The 15,791-nt window shown below is 67.3% G+C and carries 17 protein-coding genes and 1 pseudogene; 6 read left to right on the top strand and 12 right to left on the bottom strand.

The window, feature by feature from the left end; translation table 11 throughout:
• Positions 1 to 268: 268 nt before the first annotated feature.
• Positions 269 to 502 carry a DUF6296 family protein gene (locus DY245_RS29715; RefSeq protein WP_128510276.1) on the bottom strand — a complete coding sequence of 78 codons (234 nt, stop codon included), beginning with the start codon at positions 500 to 502 and terminating at the stop codon, positions 269 to 271.
• A gap of 26 nt (positions 503 to 528) precedes the next feature.
• Here DY245_RS29715 and DY245_RS44775 point away from each other — a divergent pair, with 26 nt between their 5' ends.
• The 3 genes from DY245_RS44775 to DY245_RS29705 all read left to right on the top strand — a co-directional run bounded on the left by DY245_RS44775 (position 529) and on the right by DY245_RS29705 (position 2,794).
• Complete coding sequence (locus DY245_RS44775) at positions 529 to 681, top strand: hypothetical protein (protein ID WP_181923932.1); 153 nt, start codon at positions 529 to 531, stop codon at positions 679 to 681.
• A gap of 131 nt (positions 682 to 812) precedes the next feature.
• Positions 813 to 2,123, top strand: coding sequence for a serine hydrolase domain-containing protein (locus tag DY245_RS29710; RefSeq protein WP_128510275.1), 1,311 nt, complete (start codon positions 813 to 815; stop codon positions 2,121 to 2,123).
• Positions 2,124 to 2,410: 287 nt separating this feature from the next.
• Entirely contained in the window at positions 2,411 to 2,794 is a 384-nt protein-coding gene (locus DY245_RS29705; RefSeq protein ID WP_181923931.1) for a VOC family protein, read from the top strand.
• Between the two features lie 582 nt (positions 2,795 to 3,376).
• Here the strand turns inward: DY245_RS29705 and DY245_RS29700 are convergent.
• The 11 genes and pseudogenes from DY245_RS29700 to pqqA form a co-directional block, all read right to left on the bottom strand.
• Positions 3,377 to 4,372 (bottom strand): chitinase, encoded by a 996-nt coding sequence (locus tag DY245_RS29700; protein ID WP_128510274.1) that lies wholly within the window; start codon positions 4,370 to 4,372, stop codon positions 3,377 to 3,379.
• Positions 4,373 to 4,442: 70 nt separating this feature from the next.
• Positions 4,443 to 6,005, bottom strand: a complete 1,563-nt coding sequence (locus tag DY245_RS29695) for a discoidin domain-containing protein (RefSeq protein ID WP_342354226.1) — start codon at positions 6,003 to 6,005, stop codon at positions 4,443 to 4,445.
• Entirely contained in the window at positions 6,002 to 6,223 is a 222-nt protein-coding gene (locus tag DY245_RS47975; protein WP_342354225.1) for a hypothetical protein, read from the bottom strand. The genes DY245_RS29695 and DY245_RS47975 overlap by 4 nt, the downstream gene beginning before the upstream one ends.
• Before the next feature lie 92 nt (positions 6,224 to 6,315).
• A complete protein-coding gene (locus tag DY245_RS46960; RefSeq protein WP_244943350.1) occupies positions 6,316 to 6,675 on the bottom strand; it encodes a hypothetical protein in 360 nt (119 codons plus the stop codon).
• 75 nt (positions 6,676 to 6,750) lie between these two features.
• A complete protein-coding gene (locus DY245_RS29690) occupies positions 6,751 to 7,830 on the bottom strand; it encodes a glycoside hydrolase family 28 protein (RefSeq protein ID WP_244943349.1) in 1,080 nt (359 codons plus the stop codon).
• A 95-nt stretch (positions 7,831 to 7,925) separates the two neighbouring features.
• Positions 7,926 to 9,233: a glycoside hydrolase family 88/105 protein gene (locus DY245_RS29685; protein WP_244943348.1), complete on the bottom strand. Its 1,308-nt coding sequence runs from the start codon at positions 9,231 to 9,233 to the stop codon at positions 7,926 to 7,928.
• Positions 9,230 to 10,384 (bottom strand): pyrroloquinoline quinone biosynthesis protein PqqE, encoded by a 1,155-nt coding sequence (gene pqqE / locus DY245_RS29680; RefSeq protein WP_128510291.1) that lies wholly within the window; start codon positions 10,382 to 10,384, stop codon positions 9,230 to 9,232. Before pqqE ends, DY245_RS29685 begins: the two co-directional genes overlap by 4 nt.
• Before the next feature lie 22 nt (positions 10,385 to 10,406).
• Complete coding sequence (gene pqqD / locus DY245_RS29675) at positions 10,407 to 10,664, bottom strand: pyrroloquinoline quinone biosynthesis peptide chaperone PqqD (RefSeq protein WP_244943346.1); 258 nt, start codon at positions 10,662 to 10,664, stop codon at positions 10,407 to 10,409.
• Complete coding sequence (gene pqqC / locus DY245_RS29670) at positions 10,661 to 11,338, bottom strand: pyrroloquinoline-quinone synthase PqqC (RefSeq protein ID WP_128510272.1); 678 nt, start codon at positions 11,336 to 11,338, stop codon at positions 10,661 to 10,663. Before pqqC ends, pqqD begins: the two co-directional genes overlap by 4 nt.
• Positions 11,335 to 12,360 carry an MBL fold metallo-hydrolase gene (locus tag DY245_RS46955; RefSeq protein ID WP_244943345.1) on the bottom strand — a complete coding sequence of 342 codons (1,026 nt, stop codon included), beginning with the start codon at positions 12,358 to 12,360 and terminating at the stop codon, positions 11,335 to 11,337. Before DY245_RS46955 ends, pqqC begins: the two co-directional genes overlap by 4 nt.
• 10 nt (positions 12,361 to 12,370) lie before the next feature.
• Positions 12,371 to 12,448 (bottom strand): annotated as a pseudogene (pqqA, locus tag DY245_RS44770) (pyrroloquinoline quinone precursor peptide PqqA); the annotation flags it as partial.
• An 837-nt stretch (positions 12,449 to 13,285) separates the two neighbouring features.
• Here pqqA and DY245_RS29655 point away from each other — a divergent pair.
• The 3 genes from DY245_RS29655 (at position 13,286) to DY245_RS29645 (ending at position 15,783) form a co-directional block, all read left to right on the top strand.
• Entirely contained in the window at positions 13,286 to 14,383 is a 1,098-nt protein-coding gene (locus DY245_RS29655) for a PQQ-dependent sugar dehydrogenase (RefSeq protein WP_128510271.1), read from the top strand.
• 239 nt (positions 14,384 to 14,622) lie between these two features.
• Positions 14,623 to 15,162: a methylated-DNA--[protein]-cysteine S-methyltransferase gene (locus tag DY245_RS29650; protein ID WP_128510270.1), complete on the top strand. Its 540-nt coding sequence runs from the start codon at positions 14,623 to 14,625 to the stop codon at positions 15,160 to 15,162.
• A gap of 51 nt (positions 15,163 to 15,213) precedes the next feature.
• Complete coding sequence (locus DY245_RS29645) at positions 15,214 to 15,783, top strand: type 1 periplasmic-binding domain-containing protein (protein WP_244943344.1); 570 nt, start codon at positions 15,214 to 15,216, stop codon at positions 15,781 to 15,783.
• The last annotated feature ends 8 nt before the right edge of the window (positions 15,784 to 15,791 follow it).

Here is a 15,791-nt window from a genome sequence, read left to right as displayed (position 1 = left end):
GGGGCGGCGGGGCGGCGGGGCGGCGGGGCGGCGGCCGAGCGTGCACGGCGATTCATGCCGCCGCGGCAGTGGCACCCGGCGCCATGTGCACCGCGACGCACAGCACACAAAGGGTTACCGAGAGGCCCCCCGTTTCACCTTGGACAACCGCGATCCGCTCCTCCATTGACGGCCCGCCCGAGAGCACGGCGCAATCGGTAGACAACGCAACGTGATCGCGACAGTACGGCGGGCAGCGCACGGCGGAGCATGACGGGCAGGCTGTCACTCACGGAGTGAGCGGCCGGGCCAGCATCGGCGTCCGGAGCATCTGATGTCCCCCGCTGGCCAGCATGCGGACCTCACCCCGGTCACTGATCTCGGCGCGCACGATCCCCGACTCGTCCTCGTAGACCGGGTACCCGCCCGCGCCTGCCCGCTCGGTACGCCGGACGATCACCACGTCGTCCTCCACGGCGGGAGCTTGAAATACCAGCTCATAGCATTCCGGGTAATCCTCCATCGGGGCCTCCCGATACGGCTCGGCAGGTGCCGGACGCTCCCCCGCCGCTGCTGTACGCGCGCCCGCCGCACCTCGGCTCTTCCATCGTCGCCCACCCCCGGCCGCCTCGCCTCAGGAAGACTCGGGAACGGCTGCTCCCCGGCCAGTGGGACGCCTCCCTGGAGACCTGGCGCCCGTAAACCTGACATTTGTCATGCGGGCTTGGGATCAAGGTCGTTCCACGGGTTGATGGCTGGTCGCTGTTCCACCGCAAGAATCGCAACAGCGAAGATCGAACACCGGCCGCAGGCCATCAACTCACGGAGCAACCATGCCTGTTACCCCTGCGCGTCGCCGCCGAGTGCGGCTGGCCGGGACCGCCACAGCCGCCTTACTCGCGCTGACGGTCCCGACCGCCGCCTCTGCTGCTCCAGCGCCCGCCCCGCCTGCCGGGAATGCCACCGCGGTGTCCGCCGACCGGGCCGGGCTCGACCGGGCCGCGCTGGACAGCACGCTCAGGGCATTCCATGACGCGGGGATGTATGGCGCCTATTCGGCGGTGCGGGACGGCACCGAGCAGTGGCAGGGCGCCGCGGGGGTCGCCGACGTTGACACCGGACGCCCCACCACGCCACAGATGCGGCACCGAATAGGCAGCATCACCAAGACCTTCACGGCAGTAGCCGTCCTTCAAGAAGTCAGCAAGGGGCACATCGAGCTGGACGCTCCGATAGGCCGCTATCTACCCGATCTCGTCCCCGGGGAGCGTGGCCGCGCGATCACGGTCCGGATGCTGCTCAACCACACCAGCGGGATCGGTGACTACGCCGGGGTGATCTTTGCGACGCCCGAGAGCCTGGAGGGCAACCGCTTCCACCAGTTCGACCCCAGGGAGCTGGCCCGACTCGGCCTGAAGGCGAAGCCGTTGGGCAGTCCTGGCCAGGCTCACCACTATTCCAACACCAATTACGTGATCGCGGGGCTCCTGTTGCAGAGGATCACCGGCAAGTCCCCGGAGACCTACATCACCGAACACGTCATCCGGAAGGCAGGTCTGCAGCACACCTACTTCCCGCGATCGCCGTACATCACCGGGCCGCACGCCAAGATGTACGAGGCCGCCTACGGCGGATTCAACCCACCGCGCGATTTCAGCGTCTACAACCTGTCCTGGGCCGGGACGGCGGGTTCGCTCGTGTCGACGATGGCTGATCTCAATCGCTTCTACCGCGCACTGCTGGGTGGTCACCTCCTCGCGCCGGTCCAGCTGCGGCAGATGAAAACCACGGTGCCGGTCGACGGCAGTGCGGTCCGCTATGGCCTGGGCCTGTTCAGAATGCCCTCGCCGTGCGGGGAGTTCTGGGGGCACAACGGCCTTGTGCTCGGGGCGATGACGTGGTCACTGTCCACTGCGGACGGCCGACGTCAGATATCCCTCGGCTTCAATTTGACGCGCTATCAGAAGCTCGACGGGAGCAACCTTCCCGAGGCCGGTCCGATAGACGCCGCCATGGACACACACCTCGTGCAGGCACTGTGCGGTACGAGCGGCAGCCTGCGAGCGGGACATCCGGGCACGTCCGGCGCGCTCCCCCTCCACACCTCTCCGCAGGAGCCTTCGCTCGCTGTGCGCCACCGATGAACGTTGGGCGGATCGCCAGGTCGGGCCCAGGGATGGCCTAGGCCCGCTCCCCACCCGGCTTGTGCCCCGCTCCCGTGCGCTGTCACAGGAGCGGGGCGGGTCCGAGTAGCGCCAGCAGCTCGGATAGTTACAAGAACCACCGTACGGGTCACCACTGACAACGGAGGGGCCTGAGGGCACAGTGGTGCGCTCGGGGAGGGGCCTGGGGCCACTGGAATCGGTGGGGGCCAGGGACCGAAGACGTCACCCGATAGAGGTAGCGCCCTGGGGGTGCTGCGAAGGGAGCGATGGCAGTGGCCGGGAGACCTCGGTTCTCACTTGCGACGGTGGTCGTGGATTGTCCGGATGCTCAGGCGCTTGCGGAGTTCTACCGGCGGCTTCTGGGGTGGGAGGTGAAATTCAGCGAGCCCGACTGGGTGCTGCTCAGATGCCCGGACGGGGGTACGGGGCTCTCGTTCCAGTCGGAGCCGGAGTATCGGGCCCCGGTGTGGCCGGAACGGCCCGAGGAGCAGCAAAAGATGCTGCATCTCGATATCCGGGTCGATGACCTTGAAGAGGCCGAGGCGTATGCGGTCTCGGTGGGCGCGAGGCGAGCCGAATTCCAGCCGCAGGATGATGTTCGGGTGTTCTTTGATCCCGCAGGACATCCCTTCTGCCTGTTCCTCCATTGATGAGCGGAACCTGCCTACGGGTGATGCAGTCATCACATGGCCGGCGAGCGGGTGATCGCGGAGCGTGTGGGAATGGACACATGCAGACAGCGGGCGGAGAGCGAAAGGCCGATGGTCTTTGCTGGTCAGGGAGTTGAGGCGGGGTGGCGGGCCCTGGCAGTGACGGGGGCGGAGGGCTTGGGGCCGGCGCACGCGGGGCTCTGTTGTCAGTGGGTGCCCCTAGCATGGTGCATATGTCCCCAACTCCTTCTGCCCATACGAGTGCGCCCGTTCCTGCTTCCGAGGCGAACGAATCGATCCGGCGATTTGTGCGCGCCCGGCGCGACTTGGCGTGGACGCCCCAGGACATGGCGGAGTATGCAGTGCTGCTGGAGATCTGGACAATGGCGGTGCGCTCGGAGGTTACGGAGGTAGTTGAGGCGGCGTAGCCCCCGCACCCCGTCGGCAACACCTGATGAATAGCCCGCAATGAAGCCTGAGTTAACGGTGTTGTGTTAGTGGTGCGGCGCTAGTGATGTTGCGTTAGCGGTCGTGCCTCGCTGGTCGTACGTTGCGACGGCAGCGCCGTTCCTCATTGCCGTTTCAGCCCACGTACTTGGCGACAATCTTCGTGTACGCATAGGGATCCTGGGACACCCCGCTGCAACTGTCACCGTCACTGCCGGAGCCGCACCGGCGATCGCGGTTGACCGACCAGAACGCGAAACGAGCGATGTGGTGCTGCTGGGCGTAGCCAAGAATCGTACGAAAGTCAGTGAGGGTGACGGTCTCACCGGCGTCATCGGTCTTGCCGTTCATCGACGAGACGCCGATGTGGCGGTAGGCGTCCGCGTCACCGTAGCCGTAAGAGTTCTTGACCGCGGCCTTGAGGCCTTCCAGCGCGCTGACGGTGGCCTGGCCCATGGTGCCGGCGTGGCCGCCGAAGTCGAACGGCATCACGACCCAGCCGTCATTGTCCAGTCCGGCCGCCGCGCCCTTCTTGATGAGGTCCTTGCCGTTGCTGTCGGGGCCGTTGGGGGTGGTGCCCATGGTGACGTAGGTGATGATGCCGGGGTTCTTGGCCTTGACGATCTTCAGAGCGTCGATGACGCGCTTGCGGACCGTGGCATTGGTGAACTCGGTGTTCTCGATATCGACGTCGAGCGCCTTAAGGCGGTACGCGTCGATCACCTTCTGGTAGGCCCCAGCAAGCGCGGAGGCGCTGCCGCACTTCTCACCGAGCTTGGCACCGCTCCAGCCACCGACGGAGACGACCACGTCCCCGCCCTTGGCACGGATGGCTTTGATGGCCGACACATCGCTGCCGCCCGTCAGTGCCCGGCTGCCGTCCCACTTCGGATTACAGCCACCGTCGGAGAGGATGAAGGCCAGGGTGAATGTTTTGGTGCCGGTCGCTGCCATGACGTCGGTGGGAGTCTGGGGATTTCCCCAGCCCAGGTATTCGTAGGGCGCGGCGGCCATCGGGACGACCGCCCGGGGTGTGGCGGCGGCGCCGTCCGCCCCCATCGCCGCTGCGGCGCCGAGCAGCAAGAGGGAGAGCGCGATCGGCAGGGATCGCGAACGGTGAGGCTGGTTCATCGGGTCACCACTTTCCACGTGTCGTGTCGATACCGTCTCCGGCCACCGGTCTCCAGCCACCAGTCACTGCTCACCGGCCACCATCCGACACCGGCGCCGCGTACCGCGTCCCGACCCAGGTCTCGTCCAAACGGAGCCGCCGGTAGCGCGTCGTGTCGGAGGCGGCCGCGTACGTGCTGCGGACCTCCAGCCGTACGTAACGGGTGGTCGTGGTTGCGGGGAGGTCGATAAAGCTGACGGCGCGGTGGCTCGGAAGGGTGCCGGTCTTCACGGGGCTCCCCCAGTGGGTGCCGTCCTTGCTCGCATACATGCGGTAGTCCTTGATCCGGGCGGACTGTTCGGTGTCCGAGCGGGCGTAACTGACCGAGTCCTCACGCTGGTTGATGCCGAGGTAGCGCACGCTCCGGTTGGCGCCGAGATCGTACGTCAGGGAGACGGGGAGGGTGCGGTCGTTGTCCCAGTACGTGAGGTAGTCGCCGTCCGCGGCCGCCGAGGCGGGGTGCCCGCCGGCGGCGGCGCCGGCGCTCATCGTGTAGGAGGTGGCGGGGAGGATCCCTTGGCGTCCGGCCGTGGTGACCTTGAAGACGGTGTCGTACGGGTCCCAGTCACCCAGGCCCGAGAGCGTCAGGCTGCCGCCGGACTGGGTGACTGGGACCCGCGCGCCGGTGCGCAGGTTGGTCACCTCGGCCACTCGGTATCCGTTGTCGCGGAGGCGGAGGGTGGATGTCGAGGGTGGGGTGAGGACATGGACGTAGTGACGGTTGGGGTCGGTGGTGCTGAGGGTGGTGACACCGTGCGCACCGTCGTTCCAGAAGCCCGGCGCGAGGCCGCCATGGAGATAGCCGCCGCCTTCGGTTCCGTGCAGGGATTCCCAGATCCCGTCCAGATAGCCGTCGGCGAAATTGTTGAAGGCTTCCTGTTTCGCCGGGAAGCGGCCGTTGACCTGCGCAGTCTCGGCCATCAGAGCCTTGATGGAGGAGCCCGCGTTGGTGATCAGACGGCCGAGGGTGAGCTTGCGGTCGACGGCCGGGTCGGATCCGTCGTACCACCAGGCGCCGCTGGAGGGGAGTTTGAAGTCCGCCTCGGTCAGCCGGGGAGCTGCGGTGTAGGTCGCCTGGGGGTAGTCGTACGAGGGAGACATGCCGGTCTTCTGCTCATTGCTGATCATGTCCATGGCCGGCGTGTCTTCGTTGTTGTTGCTGAGGGTGTAGTGGGGGCGTAGCCGGTAGATCTGCTCGTAGAGGTGATGGTCGAGCCAGTAGTCGTTGTCGTTGTCGATCCAGAAGCCGCCCAGCTCGGGGTAGCGGTCCATGACCTCGAAGAAGTTGTCGTACGAGAATTCCCCGAAGCCTTCGCGGGTGGTCAGATCGACATTCCGGCCCTTGTAACGGGAGTAGCCGGCCGAGTCGAGCCACTCATGGCCGCCGTCGTTGTGCCACTGCGGATCGTCGGTCATATAGAGAATGACCTTCAGGCCTTTTGCCTTGGCCGCGGTGATCAGCTCGCCGAGGAAGTCGCGTTGGGTGTGGCAGCTGCCCGGTATTTTCGACGGCCATGGCCTGGCATAGCCGAGCCTGCTGTGGAAGGAAGCCAGTACGAGATACTGCGCATGCAGCTTTCCGGCCTCCTTCATCCAATAGTCGGGGCTCCAGCCACCCGCGGTGTTTCCCAGCCGCTGCAACTGGTGTGCTGGGGCGCGGTCCGCTCGCCCCAGTGCAAAAACAGTCCGGAGACCGAACCGCGCAGAAAGTTCTGCCGCGGGTGCTGCAGATCGGCATACGCGGTGCCGGGCAGCGCCAGCGCGCCCAGCAGCAGCGCCAGTACGGCCAGGACCACCGCGTAGGCCCGCATACGCCGCCCGGGCCTTGCACCTCGGCCGGCCATAGCGCACCGCCCGGTCATCGCGCACTCAGTCATCACACGTCTGGTCATCACGCGCCTGGTCATCGCGCACCTCCGGCTGCCCGCGCTCCGCAACCTTCGGAAGAGCCGTCGCTCTCACAGATACGCAGCGCGCCGCCCGAGGTATTGGTGCTGCCGGCGACGCAATACCCATCCACGCTCTGGAATCCGAGGTCGTACGGGCTCTTGCCGCCACGCTGGACGGTGAAGTGATCGAACGTCAGCCTGTGCGCGGCATGGGCAATGACGGCGGGCCGGCCGTCATCGGCGGCGAAGCGCACCGAACTGTCACGGAAGGTGATGCCATCGACATTGTGGAGGTACCAGCCGAAGGCCGGGCGGGTGCCGATGCCCTTGGGGTTGTAATCGTTGGCGTCGTTGTTCGGTACGCCGTCGGCCACGGGTTCGCTGCCACCAGGGACGGTGATATCGACATCGCGGAAGATGATGCCGTGGATCCGGTGTCCGGTCTCTCCCTAAAGGGTGGGGCTGAAGGAGAGGCTGGAGCCGGTGGCGGTGGCGGTGATGTGGTCGTAGGTGATGTTGCTGATCGAGCCGATGCCCGGATGGTTTCCGCAGCGTTTTCGGGTGCCGATCTTCTGCATGATGGGCGAGTGGACGTTCTTCATGGTGATGTCGCGGTAGTGGACGTCGGAGGTCTTCGCCCCGTCCATCGACACCATGCCGAGCCCGGACTTATCGGCGCCGTCGATGGCGATCCGGTCGAATCGACGGTCCATGACATCGCCACAGGTCTCCGAGCCGAACATCAGCGCATTGCAGCACTTCGCGGAGAGTCGTGAATCACGCACCGCCATATGCCCGTTGGGGAGCTTGGCGCCCAGCGCGTAGTCACTCTTGAAGACCAGCGCGTCGTCGTTGGCGGAAATATCCGCTTCGGCAATGGTGACATTCGTCGTGCTGATGATGTTCCAGCCGTCACGGTCACTCGCCGTATCGATGTGCAGGCCGTTGGACACGACGTTCTTGCCGCCGTTGATGAGGGCGGCGAAATGGCCGCCGCGGCGCAGTGTGATCCCGCTGAGGGTCAGCCCGTCGCAGCGGGTCAGCGAGATGATCTTGTCGGCCTGGCCCTGCTTCGAGTTGCCGGTGATGAGGTGGTCGGCGCCGTCGATCGTGCCGCTTCCGGTGAATCCGATGTCCCTGAGCCGGTCCCCCCAGATCATGGCGTTGTGGAAATGGCTGTGTCCGTAGTCCTGGTACTCGTCGTTGGCGTTCGGTTCGCGTACGTCGTACGTGTCCGCGCCGGATCCGGAGAGCGTGGCGCCGGCGTCGAGCTGCAGCGTCACATTGCTTTTCATATGGATCGAGTTCTTTGATTTGTACGTTCCGGAGGGGAAACGTACGGTGTCGCCGCCGGCCGCGTTCGCCGCGGTGATCGCCTTGTTCACCGCGCCGGATTCATTGGCCGAGCCATTTCCGGCCGCACCGTAGTCCTTGACGTTGAATTCCCGTAAGGCGGTGCGGCCGGCCTGCCGCTCCCACGCGGCGGAATCGTCGGCCTTCACGGTGCGTACGGCAGAACCCGTGGACACGGTCCTCGCCGCGGACGGCTGTGCGACTCCGAGGGCGACCGCGGCGGCCCGGGCGGCAATGACTGCCCATCTCTTCCCCATCCGCATCTTCCGTGTCACCTCGCCCGCAACTGTTCGAACATGATCAGGAAGGCCCCCAGGCCATGGAAGTCGTTGGTGGCCCGGGTGCGGTCGATGTAGTAGCCGTAGTCGCCGACATTGGTGCCAATGGTGATGTCGGAGAGATGGGTGCGCCCGTCGCTGCCGAGCGAGATCCGCTGCAGTACGCCGTCATACGCCCTTTTGGCGACCTTCGCGTAACGCCGGTCGAGATAGCCCCGCTGCACGCCGCGGGAGAGCGCAAAGGCGAACATGCTGGAGCAGGAGGTCTCGGTCCAGTTGTCGGGTCGTTCGCCCTTGTCCATGACCTGGAACCAGCGTCCGCTCGACGGATCCTGGGTCTTCTCCAGGCCGATGGCGAGCTTGCGCAGAATTCCGGTGAGCTGGGCACGGCGCGGGTGATCGGCGGGCAGCGCGTCCAGCACCGTGACATCGGCCATGGCGTACCAGCCGACCGCGCGGCACCAGTGTTCGGGCGCCTGTCCGGTTTTCTTGTCGGCCCAGTCGGCGGTCTTGGATTCGTCGTAGGCGTGCCTCAGCAATCCGTTCGTACGCTGCAAGTGTCCGCCGTATACCGCGAGTTGCCTGGCGGCCTCGTCTTCGGTGTACGCCGAGTCCCTGAATTCCTTGCCGTATTCGATGAGAAACGGCGTGACCATATACACCCCGTCGGCCCACAGCTGATGCGCGCGGCTGCTCGATGTGGCATGCCAGAAGCCGCCGTCCGCGGTGCGCGGATAGCTGTCGAGGCGCTTACGGATTTTCTGTGCGGCGATCTGGTAGCGGTGTGCGCCGGTCTCGTGGTGCAGGATGACCAGAAGCCGCCCTGCCTGCATGCTGTCGAGGCTGTTGAAGCTCTGGTCGATAGTGCCGTTGCTGTCGACGAACCGGTCGACGTACTGCTTGATGTAGTCGAGATAGCGCTGCTGGTGGGTGCGTTGGTAGACGAGGTACTGGCCGTAGAGGTAGAGGCCTACGGGGTAGGACCAGCCGCCGATCTTGTCCGGGGTGTAACGGGCGAGGGTGGAGTCGACCAGGGCTGTGGACCAGTCGGTGGCGGAGCGGTCGGGGCTCGGGCGGCCTAATGCGCTGGTACCGGCGTTTGTGTAACTGCGGGCGGCATGGGTGCGCGCGCCGGCGACGGTTGCGGCGTCACCTGCACCACCTGCACCGCCGATGGCCTCACCGCGCGCTGAACGTGCCGCAGACTCCATACCGTTGGGCACCGCAAGCGCCGTACAGACCAGCGCCGTAGACGACAGCAAGGCGGCCGCCATCACTCCACCACGGATTCTGACGGTCACCTTCCCGCCGCTCCTCTCGGGGTCACCGCGGCGCGTCGGGCAGGGCTGCGCGGCTTGCCGAGTCCGGCGGACGCCGGCGGCTCGGGCAAGGCGTCCACCAGGTCCCGTACGAGGGCATGGTCCGGCGACAGTCGACAGGCGGGATCGGTGGCCGCGGCATCACCGGTGAGCGCAAAGGCCTGGCAGCGGCAGCCGCCGAAATCCTTCTCGCGCAGCTCACAGCTACGGCAGGGATCGCGCATCCACTCCGTGCCCCGGTAGAGCGTGAAGGCCCGGGAATGGACCCAGATCCACTCCAGGCGGTGGTCACGGACGTTGGGGGCATCGAGACCAGGGATCGAGGCGGCCGCCGGGCAGGGCAGGGTCGTGCCGTCGGGGGCGATGGTGAGCGAGATCGCGCCCCAACCGCCCATACAGGGCTTGGCATTGCCGTCGAAGTAGTCGGGGACGACCCAGACCAGTTCGACCGTGCCGGCCAGCTCGTCACGTCGGCGTCGTACGGTCTGCTGCGCGCGGGTGAGCTGCTCACGGGACGGCAGCAGCTCGGCGCGGTTGCGCAATGCCCAGCCGTAGAACTGGGTGTTGGCGAGTTCTATACGGTCCGCGCCCCAGGCCGGCGCGAGATCGATCAGCTCGTCCAGCGCATCGAGGTTGTGCCGGTGCAGCACGACATTGAGGCCGAGCGGCAGTCCGGAGTCCCGGACCAGCGCGGCGGCCCGTTCCTTGTCGACGAACGAACGGCGTCCGGCGATCAGATCGGAGGCGCTCGGATCGGCGTGCTGGACGGAGAGCTGCACGCTGCGCAGTCCGGCGTCGACGAGCCGACCGAGTCGCGCCCGGCTGAGGCCGACGCCGCTGGTGATGAGCTGGGTATGGATCCCGGCACCGTCGGCGGCCGCGACGATCGCCTCCAGGTCGGAGCGCAGCAGCGGCTCACCACCCGAGAGATGCGCGCTGACGACACCGAGATCGGCGGCCTGGCGCAAGGCCTCCCGCCACTCGTCCGTCGTCAACTCCGCCGATCTACGGGTGAGTTCCAGCGGATTGGAGCAGTACGGGCAGTGCAGCGGACAGCCGTGGGTGAGCTCGGCCAGTAGGGCCCAGGGGCGGGGACGGGCCCGGTCTCCGGACGGGGAGGACGTTCCGGTCATCGCAGCCATGAACATATTCCGGTCATCGCAGCCATCCTTCTTCTCGTATCCGCCCGAGGAATTCCGGTACGTCCTCCGCCACCGGAGCGCCCGGGTAGAGATGGGCCAACTCCGCCACGATGTCGGGCACTTCGCGCTGCCCGTCACACAGCCGCAGTACCGCGCCGGCATTCCCTTCCAGCACCACCACGCGTTCGGGCAGGAGCAGAAGGTCGGTGTCGCGCACCCGGTCGTGACGCAGATGGACGGCAGCGGCGAGCACCGGGCGCCAGCCCGTCATGGCCGCTCCCCGCGCTCGACCGCGTCCAGCAGTGCCCACAGCACCTGGCATTTGAACGTCAGCGCGGCGACCGCCTGATCCTGCTCGGCCTCCGTACGCGCCCAGTCCAGGACCAGCGCCAGGGCTTCCTTGCTGTCCCGACGGCCCTGGCTCTGCCGGCCGCGGAAGTAGCTGAGCCCTTCGGCTTCGATCCAGCCGTAGTGCGTCTCGAAGGCGTCGATCCGGGTGCGCATGATGTCCGGGGCCGACAGTTCGGTGAGCGAGGCGGCGACCGCCTCCAGCGGTGAGCGCAACCGGCAGAAGTTGACATAGCCGTCCACCGCGAGCCGGACGCCCGGCAGCACGCCGGTCTCGTCCATCAGCAGCGACCGGTCCAGCCCGGCCGCCTCGCCGAGCCGCAGCCAGCGTTCGATACCGCCCTCACCGTCCTGCTGCCCGTCATGGTCCTGGATCCGGCGCAGCCACATCCGGCGCAGTTCCGGGGTACGCAGCTTCGCCACGATCAAGGCGTCCTTGACGGGGATATGGCGCTGGTAGTGGAACCGGTTACGGATCCAGCGACGCAGCTCCTCCTGCGTCAACGTCCCTTCATGCATACGGATGTTGAACGGGTGACGGTCGTGGTAGCTGTCGCGCGCCACGGCCCGCAGCCGCTCTTCGAACGGCATGCTCATAGGGCGATCTCCATCCCTTCCGCGGCCACCGAGAGCCCCAGGTCCGCCAACTGCTTGTGCTGAGGCGCGGCGGGGTCGACGAGCGGGTTGGTGTTGTTGAGGTGGGTGTAAAGGCAGCGGGCGGCGAGCGGCGCCAGCCGGCCGGCGGTGCCGTCCGGTCCGTCGATGGGCAGATGGCCCATCTCGGTCGCGGTGCGGGCGGAGAATCCGCTGCGGCGCGGCTCGTCGTCGTCCCAGAAGGTGCCGTCGAGCAGCACGCAGTCGGCGTCGGCCAGCGCCTCCTGGAACGCGTCGGGCCAGGAGGCGAGGGCGGGGGCGTAGAGCACGGTGCCGCCGGTACGACGGTCGTGCAGCCGGAGGGCGACGACCCAGGGCTCGACTCCGATGGGCTTCTCCGCTTGCCCGCCGTGATCCGCTTGCCTGCTGTGAGCTGCTTCCCTGCCGTGGTCCGCCCCCCTGCCAAAGTCCCTTCTCTCGCCGCAATCCGCTCCCTCGCCGGAATCCGAGGTTCGACTCGCGCGTGGAGCCGCGTACCGGGGCCGCTTGGCGGAGACCGGGATGACGCTGATCTCGATATCGGACCCGTGGCTCAGCGATATGGGCGCGGAACCCAACTCCCGCCATTCCAGGGTGGCGTAGGGCGTGAGGATGTCGTCGAGGTGCGCACGGTCGCGTAGCGCCGCACGGACCGGTCCGGTGGCGAGCACCTCGATCCGGTCGGTCTCGCGGAGCCGTGCGATGCCGAGGGTGTGGTCGAGTTCGGCGTCGGTGAGCACCAGTCCCGCCACGGGGGTACGGCGTGCCGCGGGGCCCGGGTGCAGGGCGGGGGTGCTCTCTATCTGGTCGGCGATGTCGGGGGTGGCGTTGATCAGATACCAGTGGTCGTCGTCGGCTCGTACGGCGAGCGAGGCATGGCGGCGGCGCCGGTCGGGATGGGTGCGTGCCCCGGAACACCCGGGGCACGCACAGTTCCACTGGGGCACTCCGCCACCCGCCGCGGTGCCGAGCACCTGCAGCAGCATGGCGGGGCGGTCAGCGGGCGTTGAGCGAGTAGGCGGTGACTTCGAGCGCGGTCTCGATCACCGTGTACCCCGGCGTCTGCCAGGCGGACGGCTCACGGTGCGAGGCCGCGGGCCGGGCGGTGGACGCGTTCTGCGGCGTCCCGGAAGCCTCCGAGCTCTCTCGCGGAGCGCCATTCGCACGCGACGTCACACGGGAGGCCATGCCGGAATTCATGGGCGGAGTCATGGGGCGATTCATGGGGAGATTCATGCGGGATCCAGCCTTTCGTATGGGGGTGAAGGGCGAGAAGGTGTGGAGATGTGAGGCCTGCGCTCCGGACGTGAGGCCATTGTCAGCCGACAGCTTGAGGGCATGGCGGACCGACGTATGACCTCGCCAAGGGCACGACTGTCACTACTCGCACGGAGAGGGGAGGCGCGCAAGAGCGCCGGTCCGGCCACCAACGGCCCCAGGGCGCCGGACGTTGGCGGATCGTCGACCACGTTGGACGTGTATTCATCGTGTTGCTTAGCGTGACGTTACGTTACTTCGCGTTGGGACGTGTTGCGCCGCGCCAGGTTGCTGCTTTGCCAGGTTGCTGCCTTGCAGAATCCCCAGCCACAGGGTCGCGGTCAATGGGCGGGACGAAAAATGGTCCGACCTATGGGGCGGTCGCGCAGCCATCCAGGCGCCCCAACATCCGTAATCCTCCTGCTCAATAGGGGTGACCGCAGAATGCATACACCACCTAAAGATCTTTTGGCACCAACTCCCCCTACAGGGACGGGAGATACCTCCTACCTTCCCGCCACTTGACCCCCATCCTGAGGCGCAGTAGTTTTCCGGCCCGAACCAACAGGAAACTTTCCTATCAGCCCGGCGCCGCTGATGGTTGCTCACCCCGAGGGAACGCCCCGTCGCATCTTCCTGACCGGAGGACCCCCCATGCGCATTCGCACCCGATCCGCGCGCCACACCACACTGACCGTGGTCGCCGCCTCCGCCCTGACCGCCGGACTTCTTCTCTCGGCCGCCGGTACGGGCGGCGCCGCCGGCACCACCGCCCTCGCCTCCGAGCCCGGCTCCCCCAAGACCGTCTCGTCGGGCTGGTCCATCCCCTGGGGCCTGAGCTGGCTGCCGGACGGCTCCGCCCTGATCACCGAGCGGGACTCGTTCAAGGTCTACACGCTCACCCAGGACGGCACGAAGAAGGAGATCGGCACGGTCCCCGACGTCGTCACCACGGGCGGCGAGGGCGGACTGCTCAGCATCGCCGTTTCGCCGTCGTGGAAGACCGACCACCACGTGTACGTGATGCACACCGCCTCCGAAGGCAACCGCATCGCGCGCATGACCTTCGACGGCAGCACGCTCGGCGACTACAAGGTGCTGGTCAACGGCATCAAGAAGAACAAGTACCACAATGGCGGGCGCATCAAATTCGGCCCCGACGGCTACCTCTACGCCACCACGGGCGAGGCCCAGACCCCTGATCTGGCCCAGGACAAGAAGTCCCTCAACGGCAAGATCCTCCGCATGACCCCCGACGGCAAGCCTGCCCCCGGCAACCCCTTCAACTCGCTGGTCTACTCCTACGGGCACCGCAACCCGCAAGGCATCACCTGGGACGACCAAGGCCGCCTGTGGGAAGGCGAGTTCGGCGACAGCAAGTTCGACGAGCTGAATCTCATTCAGCCGGGCAAGAACTACGGCTGGCCCAAGTGCGAGGGCAAGTGCTCCACCTCGGGAATGACCAACCCCAAGCGCCAGTGGCGGGTCGAGGCTGCCTCACCCAGCGCGGTCGCCTACGCCGACGGGGCGATCTACATGGCAGCGCTGCGCGGCGAACGCCTGTGGCGCATTCCCGTCAACGGCACCAGCACGGGCACCCCCAAGGCCTACTACACCCACGACTACGGGCGGCTGCGTACGGTCGAATCCGTACCCGGCAAGAAGTCCCTGTGGCTGACCACCACCAACGCCGACAACAACGGCGATGGCGGACCCGGCTCGGACAAGGTGTTCCAGATCGACCTCAACTAGCTCCTGGAGCGAGACCGGCACGCCGAACCGTCGCCCACCTACTGGGCGACGGTTCGGCGCGGCGGTGGCCGAATGCCGACGGGCGCCAGCCGGCAGGCAACCGCGACGTCCGATTTCCGCCAGCCCGAGCGTCCCCGAACCCGCAGACTCGAAGAACAGAAGCGCAAAGCGCCAACAAGCACTGCGAACGACAGGTACGAACGCGGACTGCGAACGAGAAGCACGAACGAGGACGCACCATGAGCCACCCCACGACAACCACCCCGACCACCAGCTACACCACCCTCGACAGCCCTCTGGGCGAGTTGCTGCTCGTAGGCGAGGAATCGCCCACCGCCCCCGGCGGCACCGCCCTGACCTCCCTCTCCATGCCGCACCAGCGGGGCGCGGCCACCGTCCAGCCGCACTGGCGGCGCGATCCCCGCCCCTTCACCGAAGCCGTCCGGCAGCTCCACGCCTACTTCGCCGGCGAGCTCACCCGCTTCGACCTCGCGTACCGCACCTCGGGTACGGAGTTCCAGGAGCGCGTCTGGCAGGCCCTGGAGGCCGTCCCGTACGGCACCACGACCACCTACGGCCGGCTCGCCGAGGCCCTCGGCGTCCGACGGGCCGAGGTACGGGCGCTGGGAGCCGCGATCGGCGCGAATCCCCTGCTGATCCTGCGCCCCTGCCACCGTGTGATCGGCGCGGACGGCACGATGCGCGGCTACGCGGCAGGCGTCGAGCGCAAGACCGCGCTGCTGACGCACGAGGGCGCCCTCCAGCCCACACTCGTCTGAGCCCGGCCCATGCCCGTCATGTCTCTCCCCTCTCTCCACGCCACTCTCCCTGTGGCCTCTCCCCTCATTCCCCATGGGGAGGCAGCCGCGTACGGCGACCTCCCCTCCCCCGATCCACACACCGATGCCGAACTCGCCGCGCTTCTAAGCCTGTTGACTGCGCCGCCCTATGCCCGTATCGCCTCGGTGGCCGTCGGACACAGCCGGGACGCGGCGTCGTGTTCCGCCGCGGCCGCGTTCGTCGAGGCATGGCGTGCCACGGGCCGGGAGGTCCTCGCCGTGATCGACTGGCCGGAGGTCGCCGCCTCCTGGCTACGGGCGGCCAACCGGTTCACCGCCGAGGAACCGGACGCCTGGGTGGTGGCCGCCGCGCCACTCGGCTGGGCCCAGATGAGCCGCCGATTGCGCCACAGCACCGACTGGGACCCGGCTCGCACCTACGGCTTCGCTTCTCTCGGCGACTCCCGTCTCCCCGCCCTGGCAGGCCCGGCAACGCTGCAGGGCATGCGGGGCACCACAGCGGACGGCGGCAGCATCTGGACGATCGACCGCGGCTGGGTCACCCAGCAGGCACCGGTCCCGCCGACCAGCAGCTCACCGCGCGTGGCACGCTGTAAATAGGTACCGAT

The sequence above is a fragment of the Streptomyces inhibens genome, from assembly GCF_003389455.1.
Classification (GTDB): domain Bacteria; phylum Actinomycetota; class Actinomycetes; order Streptomycetales; family Streptomycetaceae; genus Streptomyces; species Streptomyces inhibens.
This window is presented reverse-complemented; position numbering and strand designations above follow the sequence as displayed.

Excerpts from the sequence above, each read along its gene's own strand:
- DY245_RS29715 (WP_128510276.1), bottom strand. The coding sequence starts at position 502 with ATGGAGGATTACCCGGAATGCTATGAGCTGGTATTTCAAGCTCCCGCC.
- DY245_RS29710 (WP_128510275.1), top strand. The coding sequence starts at position 813 with ATGCCTGTTACCCCTGCGCGTCGCCGCCGAGTGCGGCTGGCCGGGACC.
- DY245_RS29705 (WP_181923931.1), top strand. The coding sequence starts at position 2,411 with ATGGCAGTGGCCGGGAGACCTCGGTTCTCACTTGCGACGGTGGTCGTG.
- DY245_RS29700 (WP_128510274.1), bottom strand. The coding sequence starts at position 4,372 with ATGAACCAGCCTCACCGTTCGCGATCCCTGCCGATCGCGCTCTCCCTC.
- DY245_RS29695 (WP_342354226.1), bottom strand. The coding sequence starts at position 6,005 with ATGAAGGAGGCCGGAAAGCTGCATGCGCAGTATCTCGTACTGGCTTCC.
- DY245_RS47975 (WP_342354225.1), bottom strand. The coding sequence starts at position 6,223 with ATGCGGGCCTACGCGGTGGTCCTGGCCGTACTGGCGCTGCTGCTGGGC.
- pqqE (WP_128510291.1), bottom strand. The coding sequence starts at position 10,384 with ATGACCGGAACGTCCTCCCCGTCCGGAGACCGGGCCCGTCCCCGCCCC.
- pqqD (WP_244943346.1), bottom strand. The coding sequence starts at position 10,664 with ATGACGGGCTGGCGCCCGGTGCTCGCCGCTGCCGTCCATCTGCGTCAC.
- pqqC (WP_128510272.1), bottom strand. The coding sequence starts at position 11,338 with ATGAGCATGCCGTTCGAAGAGCGGCTGCGGGCCGTGGCGCGCGACAGC.
- DY245_RS46955 (WP_244943345.1), bottom strand. The coding sequence starts at position 12,360 with ATGCTGCTGCAGGTGCTCGGCACCGCGGCGGGTGGCGGAGTGCCCCAG.
- DY245_RS29655 (WP_128510271.1), top strand. The coding sequence starts at position 13,286 with ATGCGCATTCGCACCCGATCCGCGCGCCACACCACACTGACCGTGGTC.
- DY245_RS29650 (WP_128510270.1), top strand. The coding sequence starts at position 14,623 with ATGAGCCACCCCACGACAACCACCCCGACCACCAGCTACACCACCCTC.